20 protein-coding genes are annotated in these 19,772 nt (G+C 62.5%); 14 read left to right on the plus strand and 6 right to left on the minus strand.

Annotation, left to right across the window (positions count from 1 at the left end; genetic code table 11):
• The first annotated feature begins 9 nt into the window (after nucleotides 1–9).
• Nucleotides 10–915, plus strand: a complete 906-nt coding sequence (gene argB / locus M1E16_RS27015) for an acetylglutamate kinase (protein WP_305497915.1) — start codon at nucleotides 10–12, stop codon at nucleotides 913–915.
• 194 nt (nucleotides 916–1,109) lie between these two features.
• Here argB and pyrE read toward each other — a convergent pair whose 3' ends face one another.
• Complete coding sequence (pyrE, locus tag M1E16_RS27020; RefSeq protein ID WP_434570908.1) at nucleotides 1,110–1,754, minus strand: orotate phosphoribosyltransferase; 645 nt, start codon at nucleotides 1,752–1,754, stop codon at nucleotides 1,110–1,112.
• Between the two features lie 82 nt (nucleotides 1,755–1,836).
• Between pyrE and M1E16_RS27025 the strand changes: the two genes are divergently transcribed.
• The gene (locus M1E16_RS27025) at nucleotides 1,837–2,616 is read left to right on the plus strand and encodes an exodeoxyribonuclease III (RefSeq protein WP_013694557.1); all 780 of its coding nucleotides are present in this window, start codon (nucleotides 1,837–1,839) and stop codon (nucleotides 2,614–2,616) included.
• A gap of 175 nt (nucleotides 2,617–2,791) precedes the next feature.
• On the opposite strand, the gene M1E16_RS27030 is transcribed toward M1E16_RS27025, so the two are convergent.
• Nucleotides 2,792–3,160, minus strand: a complete 369-nt coding sequence (locus tag M1E16_RS27030) for a DUF4870 domain-containing protein (protein WP_434570906.1) — start codon at nucleotides 3,158–3,160, stop codon at nucleotides 2,792–2,794.
• Between the two features lie 30 nt (nucleotides 3,161–3,190).
• A complete protein-coding gene (gene rph, locus M1E16_RS27035) occupies nucleotides 3,191–3,913 on the minus strand; it encodes a ribonuclease PH (protein ID WP_434570905.1) in 723 nt (240 codons plus the stop codon).
• A 264-nt stretch (nucleotides 3,914–4,177) separates the two neighbouring features.
• On the opposite strand from rph, the gene M1E16_RS27040 reads away from it, so the two are divergent.
• From M1E16_RS27040 to M1E16_RS27065, 6 genes are all read left to right on the plus strand, one after another.
• On the plus strand, nucleotides 4,178–5,041 hold the full coding sequence (locus M1E16_RS27040) for a YicC/YloC family endoribonuclease (protein WP_458128802.1): 864 nt from the start codon (nucleotides 4,178–4,180) through the stop codon (nucleotides 5,039–5,041).
• Between the two features lie 12 nt (nucleotides 5,042–5,053).
• Nucleotides 5,054–5,674, plus strand: coding sequence for a guanylate kinase (gmk, locus tag M1E16_RS27045; protein ID WP_305497909.1), 621 nt, complete (start codon nucleotides 5,054–5,056; stop codon nucleotides 5,672–5,674).
• A 167-nt stretch (nucleotides 5,675–5,841) separates the two neighbouring features.
• Complete coding sequence (gene rpoZ, locus M1E16_RS27050; RefSeq protein ID WP_003177259.1) at nucleotides 5,842–6,105, plus strand: DNA-directed RNA polymerase subunit omega; 264 nt, start codon at nucleotides 5,842–5,844, stop codon at nucleotides 6,103–6,105.
• 60 nt (nucleotides 6,106–6,165) lie between these two features.
• The gene (spoT, locus tag M1E16_RS27055; protein ID WP_407682909.1) at nucleotides 6,166–8,271 is read left to right on the plus strand and encodes a bifunctional GTP diphosphokinase/guanosine-3',5'-bis pyrophosphate 3'-pyrophosphohydrolase; all 2,106 of its coding nucleotides are present in this window, start codon (nucleotides 6,166–6,168) and stop codon (nucleotides 8,269–8,271) included.
• Between the two features lie 35 nt (nucleotides 8,272–8,306).
• Entirely contained in the window at nucleotides 8,307–8,687 is a 381-nt protein-coding gene (locus tag M1E16_RS27060; RefSeq protein WP_030142177.1) for a RidA family protein, read from the plus strand.
• A gap of 55 nt (nucleotides 8,688–8,742) precedes the next feature.
• Nucleotides 8,743–9,483, plus strand: coding sequence for a hypothetical protein (locus M1E16_RS27065; RefSeq protein ID WP_434627090.1), 741 nt, complete (start codon nucleotides 8,743–8,745; stop codon nucleotides 9,481–9,483).
• Nucleotides 9,484–9,602: 119 nt separating this feature from the next.
• Here the strand turns inward: M1E16_RS27065 and M1E16_RS27070 are convergent, their stop codons facing one another.
• Nucleotides 9,603–10,460: an NAD-dependent epimerase/dehydratase family protein gene (locus M1E16_RS27070; RefSeq protein WP_458128803.1), complete on the minus strand. Its 858-nt coding sequence runs from the start codon at nucleotides 10,458–10,460 to the stop codon at nucleotides 9,603–9,605.
• Between the two features lie 189 nt (nucleotides 10,461–10,649).
• On the opposite strand from M1E16_RS27070, the gene exbB reads away from it, so the two are divergent.
• The 6 genes from exbB (at nucleotide 10,650) to M1E16_RS27100 (ending at nucleotide 17,611) form a co-directional block, all read left to right on the plus strand.
• The gene (exbB, locus tag M1E16_RS27075) at nucleotides 10,650–11,630 is read left to right on the plus strand and encodes a tonB-system energizer ExbB (RefSeq protein WP_434627086.1); all 981 of its coding nucleotides are present in this window, start codon (nucleotides 10,650–10,652) and stop codon (nucleotides 11,628–11,630) included.
• A 6-nt stretch (nucleotides 11,631–11,636) separates the two neighbouring features.
• The gene (gene exbD, locus M1E16_RS27080; RefSeq protein WP_305497902.1) at nucleotides 11,637–12,065 is read left to right on the plus strand and encodes a TonB system transport protein ExbD; all 429 of its coding nucleotides are present in this window, start codon (nucleotides 11,637–11,639) and stop codon (nucleotides 12,063–12,065) included.
• Nucleotides 12,062–12,817, plus strand: a complete 756-nt coding sequence (locus M1E16_RS27085) for an energy transducer TonB family protein (protein ID WP_305497900.1) — start codon at nucleotides 12,062–12,064, stop codon at nucleotides 12,815–12,817. Before exbD ends, M1E16_RS27085 begins: the two co-directional genes overlap by 4 nt.
• Before the next feature lie 311 nt (nucleotides 12,818–13,128).
• Nucleotides 13,129–14,049, plus strand: a complete 921-nt coding sequence (locus M1E16_RS27090) for a hydrogen peroxide-inducible genes activator (RefSeq protein ID WP_030142183.1) — start codon at nucleotides 13,129–13,131, stop codon at nucleotides 14,047–14,049.
• A gap of 9 nt (nucleotides 14,050–14,058) precedes the next feature.
• Nucleotides 14,059–16,134, plus strand: coding sequence for an ATP-dependent DNA helicase RecG (gene recG, locus M1E16_RS27095; RefSeq protein ID WP_434602256.1), 2,076 nt, complete (start codon nucleotides 14,059–14,061; stop codon nucleotides 16,132–16,134).
• Between the two features lie 79 nt (nucleotides 16,135–16,213).
• Complete coding sequence (locus M1E16_RS27100; RefSeq protein ID WP_434570889.1) at nucleotides 16,214–17,611, plus strand: aminoacyl-tRNA deacylase and HDOD domain-containing protein; 1,398 nt, start codon at nucleotides 16,214–16,216, stop codon at nucleotides 17,609–17,611.
• Between the two features lie 196 nt (nucleotides 17,612–17,807).
• On the opposite strand, the gene M1E16_RS27105 is transcribed toward M1E16_RS27100, so the two are convergent.
• Nucleotides 17,808–18,188, minus strand: coding sequence for a helicase (locus M1E16_RS27105; RefSeq protein WP_305497892.1), 381 nt, complete (start codon nucleotides 18,186–18,188; stop codon nucleotides 17,808–17,810).
• Nucleotides 18,189–18,826: 638 nt separating this feature from the next.
• Nucleotides 18,827–19,768 carry a type VI secretion system-associated lipoprotein TagQ gene (tagQ, locus tag M1E16_RS27110; protein WP_305497890.1) on the minus strand — a complete coding sequence of 314 codons (942 nt, stop codon included), beginning with the start codon at nucleotides 19,766–19,768 and terminating at the stop codon, nucleotides 18,827–18,829.
• Between the last annotated feature and the right edge of the window lie 4 nt (nucleotides 19,769–19,772).

Consider the following 19,772-nt stretch of genomic DNA (forward strand, 5'->3'; position numbering starts at 1 on the left):
GAGCCCTGAATGACCCTCGAACGCGAAGCCGCCGCCAACACCGCCAAGGTCCTGTCCGAAGCGTTGCCTTACATCCGACGCTACGTCGGCAAGACCCTGGTGATCAAGTACGGCGGCAACGCAATGGAAAGCGAGGAGCTCAAGACCGGCTTCGCCCGCGACATCGTGCTGATGAAGGCGGTGGGCATCAACCCGGTGGTGGTTCACGGCGGTGGTCCGCAAATCGGCGACCTGCTCAAGCGCCTGTCGATCGAAAGCCACTTCATCGACGGCATGCGCGTGACCGATGCGCAGACCATGGATGTGGTGGAGATGGTCCTCGGCGGCCAGGTCAACAAGGACATCGTCAATCTGATCAACCGCCACGGCGGCAGCGCCATCGGCCTGACCGGCAAGGACGCCGAACTGATCCGGGCGAAGAAGCTCACCGTTACCCGCCAGACGCCGGAGATGACCCAGCCGGAAATCATCGACATCGGCCAGGTGGGCGAAGTGGTCGGCATCAACACCGATCTGCTGAACCTGCTGGTCAAGGGCGACTTCATTCCGGTCATCGCGCCGATCGGCGTGGGCGCCAATGGCGAGTCGTACAACATCAACGCCGACCTGGTGGCCGGCAAGGTTGCCGAAGCGCTGAAAGCCGAGAAGCTGATGCTACTGACCAACATCGCCGGCCTGATGGACAAGACCGGCAAGGTCCTGACCGGGTTGTCGACCCAGCAAGTCGACGACTTGATCGCCGATGGCACCATCTACGGCGGCATGCTGCCGAAGATCCGTTGCGCGCTGGAAGCGGTCCAGGGCGGCGTTGGCAGCTCGCTGATCATCGACGGTCGCGTGCCGAATGCGATCCTCCTGGAGATCTTCACCGATACCGGCGTGGGTACGCTGATCAGCAATCGCAAGCGTCATTAAGCGACACCTGCCAAAAAAAGACCCCGCTCAACCTGGTTGAGCGGGGTCTTTTTTCATCACTTCTTCAGAAGATGCTTGTGTGGCGAGGGAGCTTGCTCCCGCTGGGCTGCGCAGCGGCCCCAACATTTTGCGGTCGCTGCGCGACCGAGCGGGAGCAAGCTCCCTCGCCACAAGATCAAAACCAGCGGGGCTTTTTAGACGCCGAACTGGGCGCGATAGGCCTCAACCGCCGGCAAATGCTGCTTGAGCTGCGGATCATCGGCCAAGAACTCCAGCACCTGGTTCAGCGACACAATGCTGATCACCGGGATACCGAAGTCGCGCTCCACTTCCTGGATCGCCGACAGCTCACCATTGCCGCGCTCCTGGCGGTTCAGGGCGATCAGCACGCCGGCAGCCTTGGCGCCTTCCTGGGAAGCGATGATCTGCATCACCTCGCGAATGGCGGTACCGGCGGTGATGACGTCATCGATGATCAGCACTTCGCCGGTCAACGGCGCGCCGACCAGGCTTCCGCCTTCACCGTGAGCCTTGGCTTCCTTGCGGTTGAAGCACCAGGGCAGGTCACGGCCATGGTGCTCGGCCAGGGCGACGGCGGTGGTGGCGGCCAATGGAATGCCCTTGTAGGCCGGGCCGAACAGCACGTCGAACGGAATGCCGCTTTCAACGATGGCGGCGGCATAGAACCGGCCCAACTGCGCCAAGGCGGTTCCGCTGTTGAACAGGCCGGCGTTGAAGAAGTACGGGCTGGTGCGCCCGGACTTGAGGGTGAATTCACCGAAGCGCAAAACGCCGCGATCGATGGCAAAGCGAATGAAATCGCGCTGATACGCCTGCATGAAAAAAGCCTCAAATACCGCGGATTTAGCTAAATAGGTAGACGGCGTGTATCATACACGCACGTGATTTTTGGGGCCATTTATGCGGATCATCAGTGTGAACGTCAATGGTATTCAGGCTGCAGTGGAGCGTGGTTTGCTCAGTTGGCTGCAAGCACAGAATGCCGACGTCATCTGCCTGCAGGACACCCGCGCCTCCGCCTTTGAACTGGACGATGCAGCCTTCCAACTGGACGGTTACTTCCTTTACGCCTGCGATGCCGAAGTTCCCGCCCAAGGTGGCGTGGCTTTGTACTCGCGGCTGCAACCGAAGGCTGTCATCAACGGTCTCGGTTTCGAGACGGCGGACCGCTACGGGCGCTACCTGCAAGCCGATTTCGACAAGGTCAGCATCGCGACCTTGCTGCTCCCTTCGGGGCAGAACGGCGATGAAGATTTGAATCAGAAATTCAAGTTGATGGACGACTTCGCCCGTTACCTTGATAAACAGCGGCGCAAACGTCGCGAGTACATTTATTGTGGCTCGCTGTACGTGGCGCAACAGAAGCTGGATATCAAGAACTGGCGCGACAGCCAGCAGTCGCCTGGCTTCCTGGCGCCGGAACGGGCCTGGATGGACGAGATCATCGGCAACATGGGTTATGTCGATGCCCTGCGCGAAGTCAGCCGCGAAGGCGACCAGTACAGCTGGTGGCCGGATAACGAGCAGGCCGAGATGCTCAACCTCGGCTGGCGCTTCGACTACCAGCTGCTGACGCCCGGGCTGCGCCGCTTCGTCCGCAGCGCCCGCCTGCCACGCCAGCCGCGGTTCTCGCAGCATGCGCCGCTGATCGTGGATTACGACTGGACACTGACCATCTAGGTCATTTTCGTACCCATAAAAAAACCGACAGCAATGTCGGTTTTTTTATGAGCGCCGAAAACAACTGTGGGAGCGAGCCTGCTCGCGATAGCGGTGGGTCAGCCGACATCAATGCTGACTGATAGATTGCCATCGCGAGCAGGCTCGCTCCCACAGGGGATATATGTGCTGCTCGTTATTTGACCAGGCGCCAGGTAAATGGATACCGATACGGCTGCCCTTCATTGGCCTTCACCCCAGCAATGATGGTCAGCACCAGCGCACCGATGGCCACCAGGCCAAACAGGAAGAAACCAATCACCACGATCATCAGCAGCAGGCTGATCGCCGCGGCGATCGCCACAGTGATCTGGAAGTTCAGCGCTTCCTTGCCCTGGGCATCGATGAACGGGTCGGATTCACGCTTGAGCTGCCAGATCACCAGCGGCCCGATCAGCGAACCGAACGGAATGAAAATGCCCAATAGTGCAGACAGGTGACAAAACATTGCCCACTGCCGCGCTTCTCTGCTCGGCTGGGGCAACAGGACTTGCTCATCACTCATGACACTCTCCTTGTCTGAAGCGCAAAAAAATCAGTCGGCCAACGCGGCCTTTTGCAATTCGAAGATTTCGCCCATGCCTTTCTTCGCCAGCTCCAGCATAGCGGTCAATTCTTCCGGCTGGAACGGCGCGCCCTCGGCGGTGCCCTGGACTTCGATGAAACCGCCGGCACTGGTCATGACCACGTTCAGGTCGGTCTCGGCAGCGGAGTCCTCCAGGTAATCCAGGTCCAGCACCGGCTCGCCCTGGTACATGCCCACCGACACCGCGGCGATCATTTGCTTGAGCGGATCGCCGCCCTTGAGGCCGCCACGCTTCTTGATCACTTTCAAGGCATCGGCCAGCGCAACCATGGCACCGGTGATGGAGGCGGTGCGGGTGCCGCCGTCAGCCTGGATCACGTCGCAATCAACATACAGCGTCACATCGCCGAGCTTGGACATGTCCAGCGCGGCGCGCAGCGAACGACCGATCAGGCGCTGGATTTCCAGGGTCCGTCCGCCCTGCTTGCCACGACTGGCCTCGCGCTGGTTCCGCTCGCCGGTAGCCCGCGGCAGCATGCCGTATTCGGCAGTCAACCAACCCTGGCCCTGGCCCTTGAGGAAACGAGGCACGCCGTTTTCGACGCTGACGGTGCAGATGACCTTGGTATCACCGAACTCCACCAGTACAGATCCCTCGGCGTGTTTGGTGTAGTTGCGGGTAATGCGGATCGAGCGAAGCTGATCGGCAGCGCGACCACTTGGACGTTTCATAGGGAACACCTGTACAGAGGACGGAAAACTGCCGGCATTATAGAGCCGCGGACCGCGAGAGGGCAGTTTAAAAAAGCCGACGCGACCGGCGAGCGCGCCGAAAGCCCCGCCCGACGGGCTGCAGCGCTTTGTAACCGGAGCTGTTTGGGCGCTTGCGTCCCACTGCGCTACAATCCTGCGCCTTTGCTGCCCTTCGGCATCCACCCACAGATCCCAGGCCCCACAATCAACGGTTGTGGCGAGCCTGCATTGCGAGGAACCCCCATGGTGCACAGCATGACCGCCTTCGCCCGCGTCGAAAAGGCCGGCGCCCAAGGCACGCTGAGCTGGGAGCTGCGCTCGGTCAACAGCCGTTACCTGGAGCCGCACCTGCGCTTGCCCGAGTCCTTCCGCGACCTCGAAGGCGGCGTGCGTGAAGCGCTGCGCCAGGGCCTGTCCCGGGGCAAACTGGAATGCACCCTGCTGTTTACCGAAGAGAGCAGCGGCAAAACCTTGCAAGTGGACCGCGAGCGCGCCGCGCAATTGATCGCCGCCGCCGAAACCGTCGCCAGCCTGATCAACAATCCCGCCGCCCTGAATCCATTGGAAGTCCTGGCCTGGCCGGGCGTGCTGGTGGGTGACGCGAGCGACCCGCAGGCGCTGAACGCCGAGGCCCTGGCATTGTTCAATCAAGGGCTGAACGAGCTCAAGGCCGGCCGCGAGCGCGAAGGCGCGGAACTGGCCCGACTGATCAACGAGCGCCTGACCTCCATCGAAGAGGACGTCGCCACCCTGCGCGAACTCGTTCCGCAGATGCTCGCCACCCAGCGCCAGAAAGTCCTCGACCGCTTCGCCGACATGAAGGCGGAGCTGGACCCGCAGCGCCTGGAACAGGAAATGGTCATGCTCGCCCAGAAGAGCGACGTGGCCGAAGAACTGGATCGCCTGAGCACCCACATCATTGAAGTCCGCCGGGTGCTCAAGTCCGGTGGCGCGGCCGGCCGCCGCCTCGACTTCCTGATGCAGGAGCTCAACCGCGAAGCCAATACACTGGGCTCCAAAGCCTTCGACCCGCGCAGCACCCAGGCGGCGGTCAACCTCAAGGTGTTGATCGAACAAATGCGCGAACAAGTGCAGAACATTGAGTAAGGCTAACCCGACATGACCCACAGCACTGGCACCCTCTACATCATTTCCGCGCCCTCCGGCGCCGGCAAGACCAGCCTGGTCAAGGCGTTGATCGACGCCGAGCCGCAAATCCGCGTCTCGGTCTCCCACACCACCCGCGCCATGCGTCCTGGTGAAGTGAACGGCGTGAACTATCACTTCGTCGACCGCGAAGAGTTCGTGCGGATGGCCGAGCACGGCGACTTCCTGGAGCGCGCCGAAGTCTTTGGCAATCTCTACGGCACCTCGCAAAGCGTCCTTCAGCAGACCTTAGACGAAGGCCACGACCTGATCCTGGAAATCGACTGGCAAGGCGCCGAGCAGGTGCGCAAATTGATGCCCCAGGCCCGCTCGATCTTCATCCTGCCGCCGAGCCAGCAGGCCTTGCGCCAGCGCCTGACCAACCGTGGCCAGGACAGCGACGAGATCATCGAAGGGCGGATGCGTGAAGCGGTCAGCGAAATGAGTCACTACGTTGACTACGATTACCTGATCATCAACGACGATTTCTCCCACGCGCTGGACGATCTGAAGGCAATTTTCCGCGCCAGCCAGCTCCAGCAGAAACGCCAGCAGCAACGTTTCGGTAAATTACTGGCCGAACTGCTGGGCTGAACAGCCCTTCCCAAAACCGCTGCGACGGCTTTACATTGGTAGTCGCAGCGCGCCGAGGGGTTTGCTCAAAAAATCAGCGCTTCCCTAAACGCTGGTGTTTTTTTAAACTGTCGAGTCCGCTCGCCCAACCGGGCAGCGCGCATATTGCATTCGCTCCGAGGAATACCATGGCCCGCGTAACCGTTGAAGACTGCCTAGAACACGTGGAAAACCGCTTTGAGCTGGTCATGCTCTCTACCAAGCGTGCCCGTCAACTCGCCACCGGTGGCAAAGAGCCGTTGGTCCAGTGGGAAAACGACAAGCCTACCGTGGTAGCGCTGCGTGAAATCGCCGAAGGCCTGATGAGCTACGAGTTCATCGCCAACGCTGAAATCGTTGAAGACGAACCGCTGTTCGCAGCGTTCGAGGACGAGTCCAACGAGGCGGTCTAAGCCTATGCCTGGTCGACGTAGCACGGCGCGGGGTCACAGCAGACGGCAGGAGTCATCATCATGCCGAGCATAGACGCCCTCGCCGATCGCTTATCGGCCTACCTCGGCACGGACCAGGTCAACCTGGTCCGCCGAGCCTATTTCTACGCCGAACAAGCCCACGACGGCCAGCGCCGCCGCAGCGGCGAGGCGTACGTCACGCACCCGCTTGCGGTGGCGAATATTCTTGCCGACATGCACATGGACCATCAGAGCCTGATGGCGGCGATGCTGCATGACGTGATTGAAGACACCGGCATTGCCAAGGAAGCGCTGCAAGCGCAGTTCGGCGAAACCGTGGCCGAGCTGGTCGACGGGGTCAGCAAGCTGACCCAGATGAACTTCGAGACCAAGGCCGAGGCCCAGGCCGAGAACTTCCAGAAAATGGCCATGGCCATGGCGCGCGACATCCGGGTGATCCTGGTCAAGCTCGCCGACCGCTTGCACAACATGCGCACCCTGGAAGTGCTGTCCGGCGAAAAACGCCGGCGCATCGCCAAGGAAACCCTGGAAATCTATGCACCCATCGCCAACCGACTGGGTATGCACGCGATCCGCATCGAGTTCGAGGACCTGGGTTTCAAGGCCATGCACCCGATGCGTTCGGCGCGGATCAACCAGGCCGTCAAGCGCGCCAGGGGCAATCGCAAGGAAATCGTCAACAAGATCGAAGAGTCGCTGAGCCACTGCCTGGCGATCGACGGCATCGAAGGCGAAGTCAGCGGGCGGCAGAAACACCTCTACGGCATCTACAAGAAAATGCGCGGCAAGCGCCGAGCCTTCAACGAGATCATGGACGTCTATGCGTTCCGGATCATCGTCGACAAGGTCGATACCTGCTACCGCGTGCTCGGTGCTGTGCATAATCTGTACAAACCATTGCCGGGGCGCTTCAAGGACTACATCGCGATCCCCAAGGCCAACGGCTACCAGTCGCTGCATACCACGCTGTTCGGCATGCATGGCGTACCGATCGAAATCCAGATCCGCACCCGTGAAATGGAAGAGATGGCCAACAACGGCATCGCCGCCCACTGGCTGTACAAATCCAGCGGCGATGAACAGCCCAAGAGCACTCACGCCCGCGCCCGTCAGTGGGTCAAGGGCGTGCTGGAAATGCAGCAGCGCGCCGGCAACTCCCTGGAATTCATCGAGAGCGTCAAGATCGACCTGTTCCCGGACGAGGTCTACGTCTTCACGCCCAAGGGCCGGATCATGGAGCTGCCCAAAGGCTCCACCGCGGTGGATTTCGCCTACGCCGTGCACACCGACGTCGGCAACAGCTGCATCGCCTGTCGCATCAATCGCCGCCTGGCCCCGTTGTCCGAACCGCTGCAAAGCGGCTCCACCGTGGAGATCGTCAGCGCCCCCGGTGCGCGGCCGAACCCGGCGTGGCTCAATTTCGTGGTCACCGGCAAGGCCCGCACGCACATCCGTCACGCGCTGAAGCTGCAACGTCGCTCCGAATCCATCAGCCTTGGCGAGCGCCTGCTGAACAAAGTGCTGAACGGTTTCGACAGCTCGCTGGACAAGATCCCGGCCGAGCGTGTGCAGGTCATGCTCAACGAGTACCGCCTCGAATTGATCGAGGACCTGCTCGAAGACATCGGCCTGGGCAATCGCATGGCCTATGTCGTTGCCCGCCGCCTGCTCGGCGAAGGCGAACAGCTGCCAAGCCCAGAGGGCCCGCTGGCGATTCGCGGTACCGAGGGCCTGGTGCTCAGCTACGCCAAGTGCTGCACGCCGATACCGGGCGACCCGATTGTCGGCCACCTGTCCGCCGGCAAGGGGATGGTGGTGCACCTGGACAACTGCCGCAACATCAGCGAAATCCGCCACAACCCGGAAAAATGCATCCAGCTTTCGTGGGCCAAGGATGTCACCGGCGAATTCAACGTCGAGCTGCGCGTCGAACTCGAACACCAGCGCGGCCTGATCGCCTTGCTGGCGAGCAGCGTCAACGCCGCCGACGGCAACATCGAGAAAATCAGCATGGACGAACGCGACGGCCGCATCAGCGTCGTCCAACTGGTGGTCAGCGTGCACGACCGTGTGCACCTGGCCCGCGTGATCAAGAAACTGCGCGCCCTGACCGGGGTCATTCGCATCACCCGCATGCGCGCATAGCTCCCAATAGCCGCCCTCATTACAAGGAGTCATGAATGACCAAGACCGTTATTTCCAGCGACAAGGCCCCGGCCGCCATCGGTACTTATTCCCAGGCGATCAAGGCGGGCAACACGGTGTACATGTCGGGCCAGATCCCGCTGGACCCGAAAACCATGGAGCTGGTCGAGGGCTTCGAAGCCCAGACCGTGCAGGTCTTCGAGAACCTGAAGGCCGTGGCCGAAGCTGCCGGCGGTTCGTTCAAGGACATCGTCAAGCTCAACATCTTCCTCACCGACCTGAGCCACTTCGCCAAGGTCAACGAGATCATGGGCAAGTATTTCGACCAGCCTTACCCTGCCCGCGCCGCCATTGGCGTGGCCGCCCTGCCAAAGGGTGCCCAGGTCGAGATGGACGCCATCCTGGTCATCGAGTAATAAACCCGGCGCAGCTTCCCCCGCTGCGCCGTTTTCGTTCTGAAAGGATTCCTCCATGCGCAACGCGCTTGCTTTCTCGCTGCTCGCCCTGATTCTCGGCGGTTGCGCCAGCGACCCTGCCGACCGTGACATCAGCGGCACCTGGATCAACCAGGCCGCCATCGACGCTGCCGCCAAGGGCGGCCCGCTGCGCGAAGCGCTGCAAGGCTACGGCCCGAACCTGGAATGGGACGTCAACACCCGGGCCGGTCAGGCGCGCTACACCAACGGTTTTGAAAACGTCGAAGGCAAGCTGCTCGGCGAAGAAGACGGTGCCTGGAAAGTCGATTTTTATGGCAGCTCGGCCAGCGAACTGAAGCGCGACGGCGACCAACTGAGCCAGGCTTCCACCGAAAACGAACCGCAGCAGGTATTCGAGCGCGCCAAGGTACAGGTCCCGGACGGCGCGCCCATCGGCGCCAGCTTCGAGCGGGCGCTGTATGGCGCCTACCTGGGCGGCACCTGGAACATCGCCGAAGGCCCCGGACAGGGCGCCACGGTGCAATTCCAGCCCGATGGCCAGGTCAGCGGCCTGCCAGGGGCTGATCGCTACGCCTTGTGTCTCGCCGGCGACTGCGCCTCGATGAGCGGCGGCAACGACAACATCTGGCTGCAGCAGAACGGCCAGGGCAACACCTGGATTTTCGCGCGTAATGGCAAGAAGCTGGAGATCTTCCAGACCGTGAATGCGGCGCTGGCCGATGAGATGCCTTCGTTCACGCCAGGTGACCGGCGCTGGGTACTGGAGAAACAGTAATCCCCTGTGGGAGCGAGCCTGCTCGCGATAGCGGTGTGACAGTCAACGCTGCCGTTGAATGTCATGACCTCTTCGCGAGCAGGCTCGCTCCCACAGTTGCTTTTGGTGTGCCGGGAAAATCAGCAACGCCCTTCCAGGATCGCCGCATACCCCTCGCGAAAACTCGGATAACGCGGTGTCCAGCCCAGGGCCTTCGCCCGCGCATTGCTGCAGCGCTTGCTGCCGGCGCGGCGCACGCTGGCGTCCTCGGCCCACTCGGTGATGCCCATGTACTCGCGCAACCAGCCCACCACATCTGCCAACGGCGCGGGAGCGTCGTCAACGCCGATGTAGCAATCCTTCAACGCCTGGCCTTGATTGTCGGCCTTGAGCAGGAACACCAGCAGGCCGGCGGCATCGTCCGCGTGGATGCGATTGCCGTACAGCGGCGGGTCGGTCACCACCCGATAACCCTGGCGCACCTGGCTGAGCAGCCACTCCCGGCCCGGCCCGTAGATGCCGGTCAGGCGTACACGACTGGCCGGGATGCCACTGCCCAGCGCCACTTGCTCGGCTTCGAGCATGACCCGCCCGGAATAACCACCCGCCTCGGTAGGCGAGCTTTCATCCACCCACTCGCCGTTCTGCTGTCCATAGACGCTGCTGCTGGACACAAAAAGCAAGCGCTTGGGCTGCTGGCCATGTTGCTTCAACCAGCCCAACACATGTTGCAACCCTTCGACGTATGCCATGCGGTAGCCCGCTTCGTCATGGTCGGTGGCGGCAGCACTGTAGACCAGGTAGTCCAATGGCCCGCTGGGCCAATCGGTGGGGCATCGCTCGTTGAACAAGTCGCCCGTGACACCGATGACCCCGGCCGGCAGGTTCGAAACCGTGCGCCGCAAGCCGTGCACCCGCCAATGTTCGGTCACCAGTTGGCTGGCCAAACGGCCGCCGATATCACCACAGCCGGCAATTAGAACAGAAGGCGCGGACATCAGAATCTCCTATGGCAAAGCCGCAGACTAGCTGCCAGAGAGGACGAGCGGCTAGCATTCTACGAAAAAAAGATACTGTATTACTTTTGTTAACAAGAATTACTTGCAATAATGCTCGCCACTTTTGTTCTCGGCCTCACGAGGCCTGGAAGAACATCAACCTTCTTTTTTCTCTCAGGTCCGGCCAGCATGACACGCTCTCTCTCCTCCGCTTCGCCAACCAATCGACCTCGCGCCTGGAGCGCTGTGGCAGCGTTGCTGTTCAGCCTGCTGCTGGCGCCTGCCGCCGCATTCGCCGATGCCCAGACGCCGGCCAGCACGTCCACCACGGCACCCGCTGCCACCCAGGCGCCGGCCGACACGACAGCACCTGTAGCCGCTCCCGCAGCCAGCGACCCGGCCCAGGCCGTCGAAGCCAGCGCAGCCGACGCGCCTCAAGTGCTTGAAGCCGACAACACCCTGGGCATGGCCCACGACCTGTCGCCCTGGGGCATGTACAAGAATGCCGACGTCGTCGTCAAAGCCGTGATGATCGGCCTGGCCATCGCCTCGATCATCACCTGGACCATCTGGATCGCCAAAGGCTTCGAGCTGCTGGGTGCCAAGCGCCGCTTGCGTGGCGAGATCGCCGCCCTGAAAAAAGCCGCCACCCTCAAGGAAGCCAGCACCACCGCCGGCAAGGAAGGCACCCTCGCCAACCTGCTAGTGCACGATGCGCTCGAAGAGATGCGCCTGTCGGCCAACAGCCGCGAGAAGGAAGGCATCAAGGAACGCGTGAGCTTCCGTCTCGAGCGCCTGGTCGCGGCCTGCGGTCGCAACATGAGCAGCGGCACCGGCGTGCTCGCCACCATCGGTTCCACCGCGCCCTTCGTCGGCCTGTTCGGCACCGTGTGGGGGATCATGAACAGCTTCATCGGCATCGCCAAGACCCAGACCACCAACCTCGCCGTCGTTGCTCCCGGCATCGCCGAAGCCTTGCTGGCGACGGCTTTGGGCCTGGTCGCAGCGATCCCGGCCGTGGTCATCTATAACGTCTTCGCCCGCTCCATCGCCGGCTACAAGGCCCAGGTCTCCGACGCTTCGGCCGAAGTCCTGCTGCTGGTCAGTCGCGACCTCGACCACCTGCCGCCCGAGCGCAGCTCGCAACCGCACATGGTGAAAGTGGGGTAATCGGCCATGGGCCTGCATTTGAAAGAAGGCGCAGACGACGATCTGGCCGAGAACCACGAAATCAACGTCACGCCATTCATTGACGTGATGCTGGTGCTGTTGATCATCTTCATGGTGGCCGCCCCGCTCGCCACCGTGGACATCAAGGTTGACCTCCCCGCATCGACGGCCAAGCCGTCGCCACGCCCGGAGAAACCGGTGTTCCTGAGCGTCAAGGCCGACCAGCGCCTGTTCCTCGGTGAAGAGGAAATCAAGGTCGACAGCCTCGGCGCGACCCTGGACGCCAAGACCCAGGGCAAGAAAGACACGACGATCTTCTTCCAGGCCGACAAAGGCGTGGACTACGGCGACCTGATGAGCGTGATGGACGCCCTTCGTGGCGCCGGCTACCTGAAGGTCGGTCTGGTCGGACTCGAGACGGCGCCGAAGAAATGATCACGACGCGCCAAAAGCTGACGCGTTACAGCGGTAGCCTGGCCGTGGTGCTGGGCGTGCATGCGCTTGCCATCGCACTGGCGCTGAACTGGACGACGCGTGCGCCCATCGAATTGCCTCCCCAGGCGATGATGGTCGAACTGGCGCCGGTTCCAGCACCGCCACCGCCTGCACCGCCAAAAGTCGTCACGCCGCCGCAACCGCCCGAGCCTGTCGAAGAGCTGCCGCTGCCTAAACTGGCCGAGGCACCGAAGGCGGAAATCGCCGTGCCCAAACCGGTCAAGCCCAAGCCAAAGCCACAGCCGCCCAAGCCAAAGCCGGTGGAGAAAAAGCCGGAGCCGCCGAAGGAAACGCCGTCGGAGCAAAAGCCCGCCGACACTCAGCCGACCCAGGCACCGACGGAGAAGTCCGCGCAACCGGCCCCTGGCCCATCGCCCGCGCAGATGGCCGCCAAGGCCAGTTGGCAAGGTACGTTGCTGGCGCACCTGGGCAAGTACAAGAAGTACCCGGCCAGCGCCCAGGCACGTGGCAAGGAAGGCATGAACCGCTTGCGGTTCGTGGTGGATGCCGAAGGCAACGTGGTGTCGTTCGAACTGGTGGGCAAGTCAGGCAACGCCGATCTGGACCGGGCCACCCTGGAAATGATCCGCCGCGCCCAACCGCTGCCCAAGCCACCGGCCGACCTGCTGAGCAACGGCACGGTCGAACTGACGGCACCGTTCCTGTACTCCATCGACAAGCGCCGGCGCTGACCCAAATACCCAATGGCAGGGTGATGACCTTGTGGCGAGGGAGCTTGCTCCCGCTGGGCCGCGCAGCGGCCCCAAACCGGTGAATGCAATACGTCAGACTGATCACCTCCACCGAACCGGGGCCTGCTGGGCAGGCCAGCGGGAGCAAGCTCCCTCGCCACCGTGAAACAAAGGCATCGAAAGATGCCTTTTTCATATCCGGCAACGACCACACAGGCATTCGCCAGTGTCGCACCGCGCCTCCAGTCTGATAACGTGCGTCTATCGATTGCAGCCGGTATGCTTGGCTCGCAACTTCACGGACGCTCGCCATGACCCTCACAGAATTACGCTACATCGTGACCCTCGCCCAAGAGCAGCACTTCGGCCATGCGGCCGAGCGTTGCCATGTCAGCCAGCCGACGCTGTCGGTGGGCGTGAAAAAGCTTGAAGACGAACTCGGTGTGCTTATTTTCGAGCGCAGCAAAAGCGCGGTGCGCCTGACGCCGGTCGGTGAAGGCATCGTCGCCCAGGCGCAAAAAGTCCTGGAACAGGCCCAGGGCATCCGCGAGCTGGCCCAGGCCGGCAAGAACCAGCTGACCGCCCCGCTGAAAGTCGGCGCGATCTACACCGTCGGCCCGTACCTGTTCCCGCACCTGATCCCGCAACTGCACCGGGTCGCCCCGCAGATGCCGTTGTACATCGAAGAAAACTTCACCCATGTGCTGCGCGACAAGCTGCGCAACGGTGAGCTGGACGCGATCATCATCGCCCTGCCGTTCAACGAAGCCGATGTCCTGACCCTGCCGCTCTACGACGAGCCGTTCTACGTCCTGATGCCGGCCCAGCACCCGTGGACCCAGAAAAAAACCATCGACGCCGCCCTGCTCAATGACAAGAGCCTGCTGTTGCTCGGCGAAGGCCACTGCTTCCGCGACCAGGTGCTCGAAGCCTGCCCGACCCTGACCAAGGGCAGCGAAGGCGCCAAGCACACCACGGTGGAATCCAGCTCCCTGGAAACCATTCGCCACATGGTCGCCTCCGGCCTGGGCATTTCGATCCTGCCGCTGTCGGCGGTGGACAGCCATCATTACTCACCCGGCGTGATCGAAGTCCGTCCATTGACCGCGCCGGTGCCGTTCCGCACCGTTGCCATCGCCTGGCGCGCCAGCTTCCCGCGACCCAAGGCCATCGAGATCCTCGCCGATTCGATCCGCCTGTGTTCCGTGGCCAAGCCGCCCGCCGCCAAGTAAGCCGCTGCCATGACTGAGCTGTCGAAAGTGCCGGTCACGGCACTCAAGGGTGTCGGTGAAGCCATGGCCGAGAAACTCGCCAAGGTCGGCCTGGAAACCCTCCAGGACGTGCTGTTCCACCTGCCGCTGCGTTACCAGGATCGCACCCGCGTGGTGCCCATCGGCCATTTGCGACCCGGGCAGGATGCAGTGGTGGAAGGCACGGTCAGCGGCGCCGACGTGGTCATGGGCCGGCGGCGCAGCCTGGTGGTGCGCCTGCAGGACGGCACGGGTGGGCTCAGCCTGCGCTTCTACCATTTCAGCAACGCGCAAAAGGAAGGCCTCAAGCGGGGCACCCGCGTGCGCTGCTACGGCGAGGCGCGGCCCGGCGCGTCCGGGCTGGAAATCTACCACCCGGAATACCGCGCCATCACCGGCGATGAACCGCCGCCAGTGGCTGAAACCCTGACGCCGGTCTACCCCCTCACCGAAGGCCTGACCCAGCAGCGCTTGCGCCAGCTCTGCCAGCAGACCCTGACGATGCTCGGCCCCACCAGCCTGCCGGACTGGCTGCCCAAGGAACTGGCGCGGGACTATCAATTGGCGCCGTTGGCCGACGCGATTCGTTATCTGCACCACCCGCCCGCCGATGCCGACGTCGAAGAGCTCGCCCTTGGACATCACTGGGCCCAGCATCGCCTGGCGTTCGAAGAGCTCCTGACCCATCAACTGTCCCAGCAACGCCTGCGCGAAAGCCTGCGCTCGCTGCGCGCCCCGGCCATGCCCAAGGCGACAAAACTGCCGGCCCGCTACCTGGCCAATCTGGGTTTCACCCCCACCGGGGCCCAGCAACGGGTCGGCAATGAAATTGCCTACGACCTGAGCCAGCCCGAGCCGATGCTGCGGTTGATCCAGGGCGACGTCGGCGCCGGCAAGACCGTGGTCGCCGCTCTCGCCGCGCTGCAAGCGCTGGAGGCGGGTTATCAGGTGGCGTTGATGGCGCCGACCGAGATTCTCGCCGAACAGCACTTCATCACTTTCCAGCGCTGGCTCGAACCGCTGGGCATTGAAGTCGCCTGGCTGGCCGGCAAGCTCAAGGGCAAGAACCGCGTCGCCGCCCTGGCGCAGATCGCCGAGGGCGCGCCGATGGTGGTCGGCACGCACGCCCTGTTCCAGAACGAAGTGCAGTTCAAGAACCTGGCCTTGGTGATCATCGACGAACAACACCGCTTCGGCGTCCAGCAGCGCCTGGCCCTGAGGCAGAAAGGTGTCGGTGGCCGAATGTGCCCGCACCAGTTGATCATGACTGCCACACCGATTCCGCGGACCCTGGCGATGAGCGCCTACGCCGACCTCGACACCTCGATCCTCGACGAACTGCCGCCCGGCCGCACGCCGGTCAACACCGTGCTGGTCACCGACACCCGGCGGGTCGAAGTGATCGAGCGCGTGCGCAGCGCCTGCGCCGAAGGCCGGCAAGCCTATTGGGTGTGCACCTTGATCGAGGAATCGGAAGAGCTGACCTGCCAGGCGGCTGAAACCACCTTCGAGGACCTCACCGCCGCCCTTGGCGAACTGAAGGTCGGGCTGATCCACGGTCGCATGAAGCCTGCCGAGAAAGCCGCGGTCATGGCCGAATTCAAGGCCGGCGCCTTGCAATTGCTGGTTGCGACCACGGTGATCGAGGTCGGCGTCGACGTGCCCAACGCCAGCCTGATGATCATCGAGAACCCCGAGCGCCTGGGCCTGGCGCAGTTGCACCAGTTGCGTGGCCGGGTCGGCCGGGGCAGCGCGGCCAGCCATTGCGTGTTGCTGTACCACCCGCCGCTGTCACAGATCGGCCGCCAGCGGCTGGGCATCATGCGTGAAACCAATGACGGTTTCGTCATCGCCGAAAAAGACCTCGAACTGCGCGGCCCGGGTGAAATGCTCGGCACGCGCCAGACCGGTCTGCTTCAATTCAAGGTAGCCGACCTGATGCGCGACGCCGACCTGCTCCCTGCTGTCCGCGACGCCGCCCAGGCGTTGCTGGAGCGCTGGCCGGACCACGTCAGCCCGCTGTTGGATCGCTGGTTGCGCCACGGGCAGCAATACGGCCAAGTGTGAGCACGCGCTCAGTTTTCTGGACGCGCCTGCCCGACAAGCTGGTTATACTGACCAACTTGTAGGAAAACGGATACAGACCATGACCGAAGCTGCCCTCGTCCCCGAAACCCCGCACGCTCCGTCTGTTATTCGGCAGTTGCTCGAGAAATTGGGCATCGCCTTTGACGAAGTCATCGAGCGACCGGGCTTGAACCCCGCTCGTAAAGTGCAGGCCGTGCTGTTGCACGACGCTGTCGGCGCGCTCATGGTCCTGTTTCCGCAAAACCAGTTGCTGGACCTCAACCGGCTGGCCGAGCTCACCGGTCGTAAACTCACGGCTGTGCCGACCGAGCGCCTGGAACGCATGCTCGGCAAGCACAACCTGAGCCTGCTGCCCGGCCTGCCAGCGCTGACCAGCTCGCCGTGCCTGTATGAAGAAGGCCTGCTGCGCGAGCCGAAACTGTTGATCAATTCCGGCGAGCCGGGGCTGCTGCTGGAAGTCACCAGCGAAGCCTTCAAGACCATGCTCACCAAGGCCAGCGCCGCGACGTTCGGCGAGCCTTTGAGCAATATCACGCCAAACCTGGACCGCCCGGACGACGACCGCAAGGAAATCACCATGGCCGTGCAGGCCTTCACCGCGCGGCGTATCCAGCAACGCCTGGAAGAAACCATCGAGATTCCGCCGCTGGCCGAAACCGCGCAGAAGATCATCAAGTTGCGGGTCGATCCCGACGCGACCATTGATGACATCACCGGCGTGGTGGAAACCGACCCGGCCCTGGCTGCGCAAGTGGTGAGCTGGGCCGCGTCGCCGTACTACGCCTCGCCAGGCAAGATTCGCTCGGTGGAAGACGCCATTGTCCGGGTGCTGGGCTTCGACCTGGTGATCAACCTGGCGCTGGGCCTGGCCCTGGGCAAGACCCTGAGCCTGCCCAAGGACCATCCGCAACACACCACGCCTTACTGGCAGCAGTCGATCTACACCGCCGCTGTCATCGAAGGCCTGACCCGCGCCATGCCGCGCGCCCAGCGCCCCGAAGGCGGCCTGACCTACCTGTCGGGGCTGCTGCACAACTTCGGCTATCTGCTGCTTGCCCACGTGTTCCCGCCGCATTTCTCACTGATCTGCCGGCACTTGGAGGTCAACCCGCACCTGTGCCACAGCTACGTGGAACAGCACTTGCTGGGCATCAGTCGCGAGCAGATTGGCGCCTGGCTGATGCGCTACTGGGACATGCCCGACGAACTGGCCACCGCCCTGCGCTTCCAGCACGACCCGCACTATGACGGCGAATACGCCGCCTACCCGAACCTGGTGTGCCTGGCCGTTCGCCTGCTGCGCTCGCGCAGCATCGGCTCGGGCCCGGACGAGGACATCCCGGACTCGCTGCTCGAACGCGTGGGGCTGACCCGGGAAAAGGCCAACGACGTGGTCAGCAAAGTGCTCGAAGCCGAAGTGTTGCTGCGGGAACTGGCTTCGCAGTTCAGCCATTGATTGCCGACGCAGGCAGCTGAGCTTTTGTGGCGAGGGAGCTTGCTCCCGCTCGGCTGCGCAGCAGTCGCGAAACCAGCCGACGCGATCCGCCTGAAGGATCGCGCCAGCCCACCTTGGGGCCGCTGCGCAGCCCAGCGGGAGCAAGCTCCCTCGCCACGGGTGTTAACCATGACCCCGGACCAAACAGGGATCTTGGCTAAACCTTCTTCGGTTTCTTCGGCTTCAGATACTTCATCAACCCCTGAAACCAGATCACCAGCGCCGGGTTGCCTTTGATCTGGATCGACTTGTCCTGGATCCCGGTCATGAATGCCAACTGCTTGTTCTTCGCCTGCATCGTGGCGAAGCCATAGGCTGCATCTTTGAAGGCGATGGCGAAGGCCGGTGTCGGGTAGACACCGGAGTGGCTGGTGATGCGCTGGTTCTTCACGGTGTAATGCCTGGCGACCTTGCCGTCCAGGGTTTGCAACTGGAACACCAGCTCCCGGTCGGCCAACTGTTGCTGGAACGCCGGATTGTTACGACTGGCCTTGCCCATCAACAACCCGAGCATCCACAGCAGCAAACGAAATTTCATGGGCACAGCCTCGTGAGAAAATGAACGGCCGGCGCAGTTTAGCGATTCTGTGCCGGAACGCCATCATCGAATCCGTTTTGCGGAAGATAGACCTTGAATCCTGCATGATGACTGCCAAGTCACGTTTTTACATGATGCCAACTGAAAGGACGCTTTCGCGAGCAGGCTCGCTCCCACAGGGGATTTGGGTTTGATGCGGATCTTTCAGCCACACACAAAACAACTGTGGGAGCTAGCCTGCTCGCGAAAGCTATGCCTCAGTCGACATCAATGCCAACTGAACGGACGCCATCGCGAGCAAGCTCGCTCCCACAGGGGATTTGGGTTTGATGCGGATCTTCAGCCACACAAAAAACATTTGTGGGAGCGAGCCTGCTCGCGAAAGCGGTGCCTCAGTCGACATCAATGCCACCTGAACGGACGCTATCGCGAGCAAGCTCGCTCCCACAGGGGATCTGGGTTTGTTGCGGATCTTTCAGCCACACACAAAAAACTGTGGGAGCGAGCCTGCTCGCGAAAGCGGTGCCTCAGTCGACATCAATGCCAACTGAACGGACGCTATCGCGAGCAAGCTCGCTCCCACGGGTTTTACGCGGTGATCACTACCCCTGAGGGAGTGACCAACCGTCATCAATCAATCAGACATTCGGGCAAGGCACCGGTGCCCAATCGCCCAGGTCCGGGTTTTTGCACATGCTGTTGACCTGGGTGGTGCCGGCGCTGGCGACCTGCTTGCCTTCATCCTGCTTGGCCTTGGCGGTCTGCAGGGTCTTCTCGGTGGCGACCGCTTCTTTCGGCACGGTTGGCAGCTCTTTCTTCTTCGCCGGCGTCACTTTCTTCTTATTCTTGGTGCTGGTCTGTGCCGCCACAACTTGCGTGGTATCAGCAGTGGCCACGGTCACCACGTCGGTACGCTGCACACCCACTTGCTGCAGGTCTTTTTCATAGGCCTGGGTGTAGTTGTTCAGGTCTTCGGCGGCTTTGCCGTTCACGGCGACGATCAGGTCGTTGGACTCTTTCAGGCCGGCGACGATTTCCGCCAGGCGCTTGCGGCCTTCGGTGTCGTTGACGGTCTTGGCCTTGCGGTCGGCGACCAGTTTGCTGAACGCGTTCTGGTAGCACTGTTGCGAAGCCTTGGCGTACGCGGTGCTGCGGTCGATGTCCGAAGCGCTTTTGCTGACATCGGCGGCGTAGGAGGCGATGCGCATGTTGTCATCGGCGATCTGCTTCTGGCGCTCGGTGTAGTAACCGGCTGCGCCACCGGCCAGGGCGCCGCCCGCGGCACCGATGGCGGCGTTGCGGCCACGGTCTTCCTTGTCAGCGGTCAGCGCGCCCAGCAAGGCACCGCCGACGGCGCCGACGGCTGCGCCGGTGACCACGGACTTGGTCATGTTGCCTTCAGTAGAGCGCAGGTGCTGCACCGGCTCGTAGCAGTTCGGGTAGTACTCGACCTTGGTGCTCGAAGCGACCTTGGAGGTCGGCGACGTGGCGCAGCCGGTCAGCACGGTGCTGAAGCCAACAGCGACCATCAGCAAATGACGCTTGGAAACCGAAGCAAAAGGTTTACGGGAGAAAAGCATAGTT

It is taken from the genome of Pseudomonas sp. Z2-11 (assembly GCF_054161305.1).

Excerpts from the sequence above, each read along its gene's own strand:
- argB (WP_305497915.1), top strand. The coding sequence starts at position 10 with ATGACCCTCGAACGCGAAGCCGCCGCCAACACCGCCAAGGTCCTGTCC.
- pyrE (WP_434570908.1), bottom strand. The coding sequence starts at position 1,754 with ATGCAGGCGTATCAGCGCGATTTCATTCGCTTTGCCATCGATCGCGGC.
- M1E16_RS27025 (WP_013694557.1), top strand. The coding sequence starts at position 1,837 with ATGCGGATCATCAGTGTGAACGTCAATGGTATTCAGGCTGCAGTGGAG.
- M1E16_RS27030 (WP_434570906.1), bottom strand. The coding sequence starts at position 3,160 with ATGAGTGATGAGCAAGTCCTGTTGCCCCAGCCGAGCAGAGAAGCGCGG.
- rph (WP_434570905.1), bottom strand. The coding sequence starts at position 3,913 with ATGAAACGTCCAAGTGGTCGCGCTGCCGATCAGCTTCGCTCGATCCGC.
- M1E16_RS27040 (WP_458128802.1), top strand. The coding sequence starts at position 4,178 with ATGGTGCACAGCATGACCGCCTTCGCCCGCGTCGAAAAGGCCGGCGCC.
- gmk (WP_305497909.1), top strand. The coding sequence starts at position 5,054 with ATGACCCACAGCACTGGCACCCTCTACATCATTTCCGCGCCCTCCGGC.
- rpoZ (WP_003177259.1), top strand. The coding sequence starts at position 5,842 with ATGGCCCGCGTAACCGTTGAAGACTGCCTAGAACACGTGGAAAACCGC.
- spoT (WP_407682909.1), top strand. The coding sequence starts at position 6,166 with ATGCCGAGCATAGACGCCCTCGCCGATCGCTTATCGGCCTACCTCGGC.
- M1E16_RS27060 (WP_030142177.1), top strand. The coding sequence starts at position 8,307 with ATGACCAAGACCGTTATTTCCAGCGACAAGGCCCCGGCCGCCATCGGT.
- M1E16_RS27065 (WP_434627090.1), top strand. The coding sequence starts at position 8,743 with ATGCGCAACGCGCTTGCTTTCTCGCTGCTCGCCCTGATTCTCGGCGGT.
- M1E16_RS27070 (WP_458128803.1), bottom strand. The coding sequence starts at position 10,460 with ATGTCCGCGCCTTCTGTTCTAATTGCCGGCTGTGGTGATATCGGCGGC.
- exbB (WP_434627086.1), top strand. The coding sequence starts at position 10,650 with ATGACACGCTCTCTCTCCTCCGCTTCGCCAACCAATCGACCTCGCGCC.
- exbD (WP_305497902.1), top strand. The coding sequence starts at position 11,637 with ATGGGCCTGCATTTGAAAGAAGGCGCAGACGACGATCTGGCCGAGAAC.
- M1E16_RS27085 (WP_305497900.1), top strand. The coding sequence starts at position 12,062 with ATGATCACGACGCGCCAAAAGCTGACGCGTTACAGCGGTAGCCTGGCC.
- M1E16_RS27090 (WP_030142183.1), top strand. The coding sequence starts at position 13,129 with ATGACCCTCACAGAATTACGCTACATCGTGACCCTCGCCCAAGAGCAG.
- recG (WP_434602256.1), top strand. The coding sequence starts at position 14,059 with ATGACTGAGCTGTCGAAAGTGCCGGTCACGGCACTCAAGGGTGTCGGT.
- M1E16_RS27100 (WP_434570889.1), top strand. The coding sequence starts at position 16,214 with ATGACCGAAGCTGCCCTCGTCCCCGAAACCCCGCACGCTCCGTCTGTT.
- M1E16_RS27105 (WP_305497892.1), bottom strand. The coding sequence starts at position 18,188 with ATGAAATTTCGTTTGCTGCTGTGGATGCTCGGGTTGTTGATGGGCAAG.
- tagQ (WP_305497890.1), bottom strand. The coding sequence starts at position 19,768 with ATGCTTTTCTCCCGTAAACCTTTTGCTTCGGTTTCCAAGCGTCATTTG.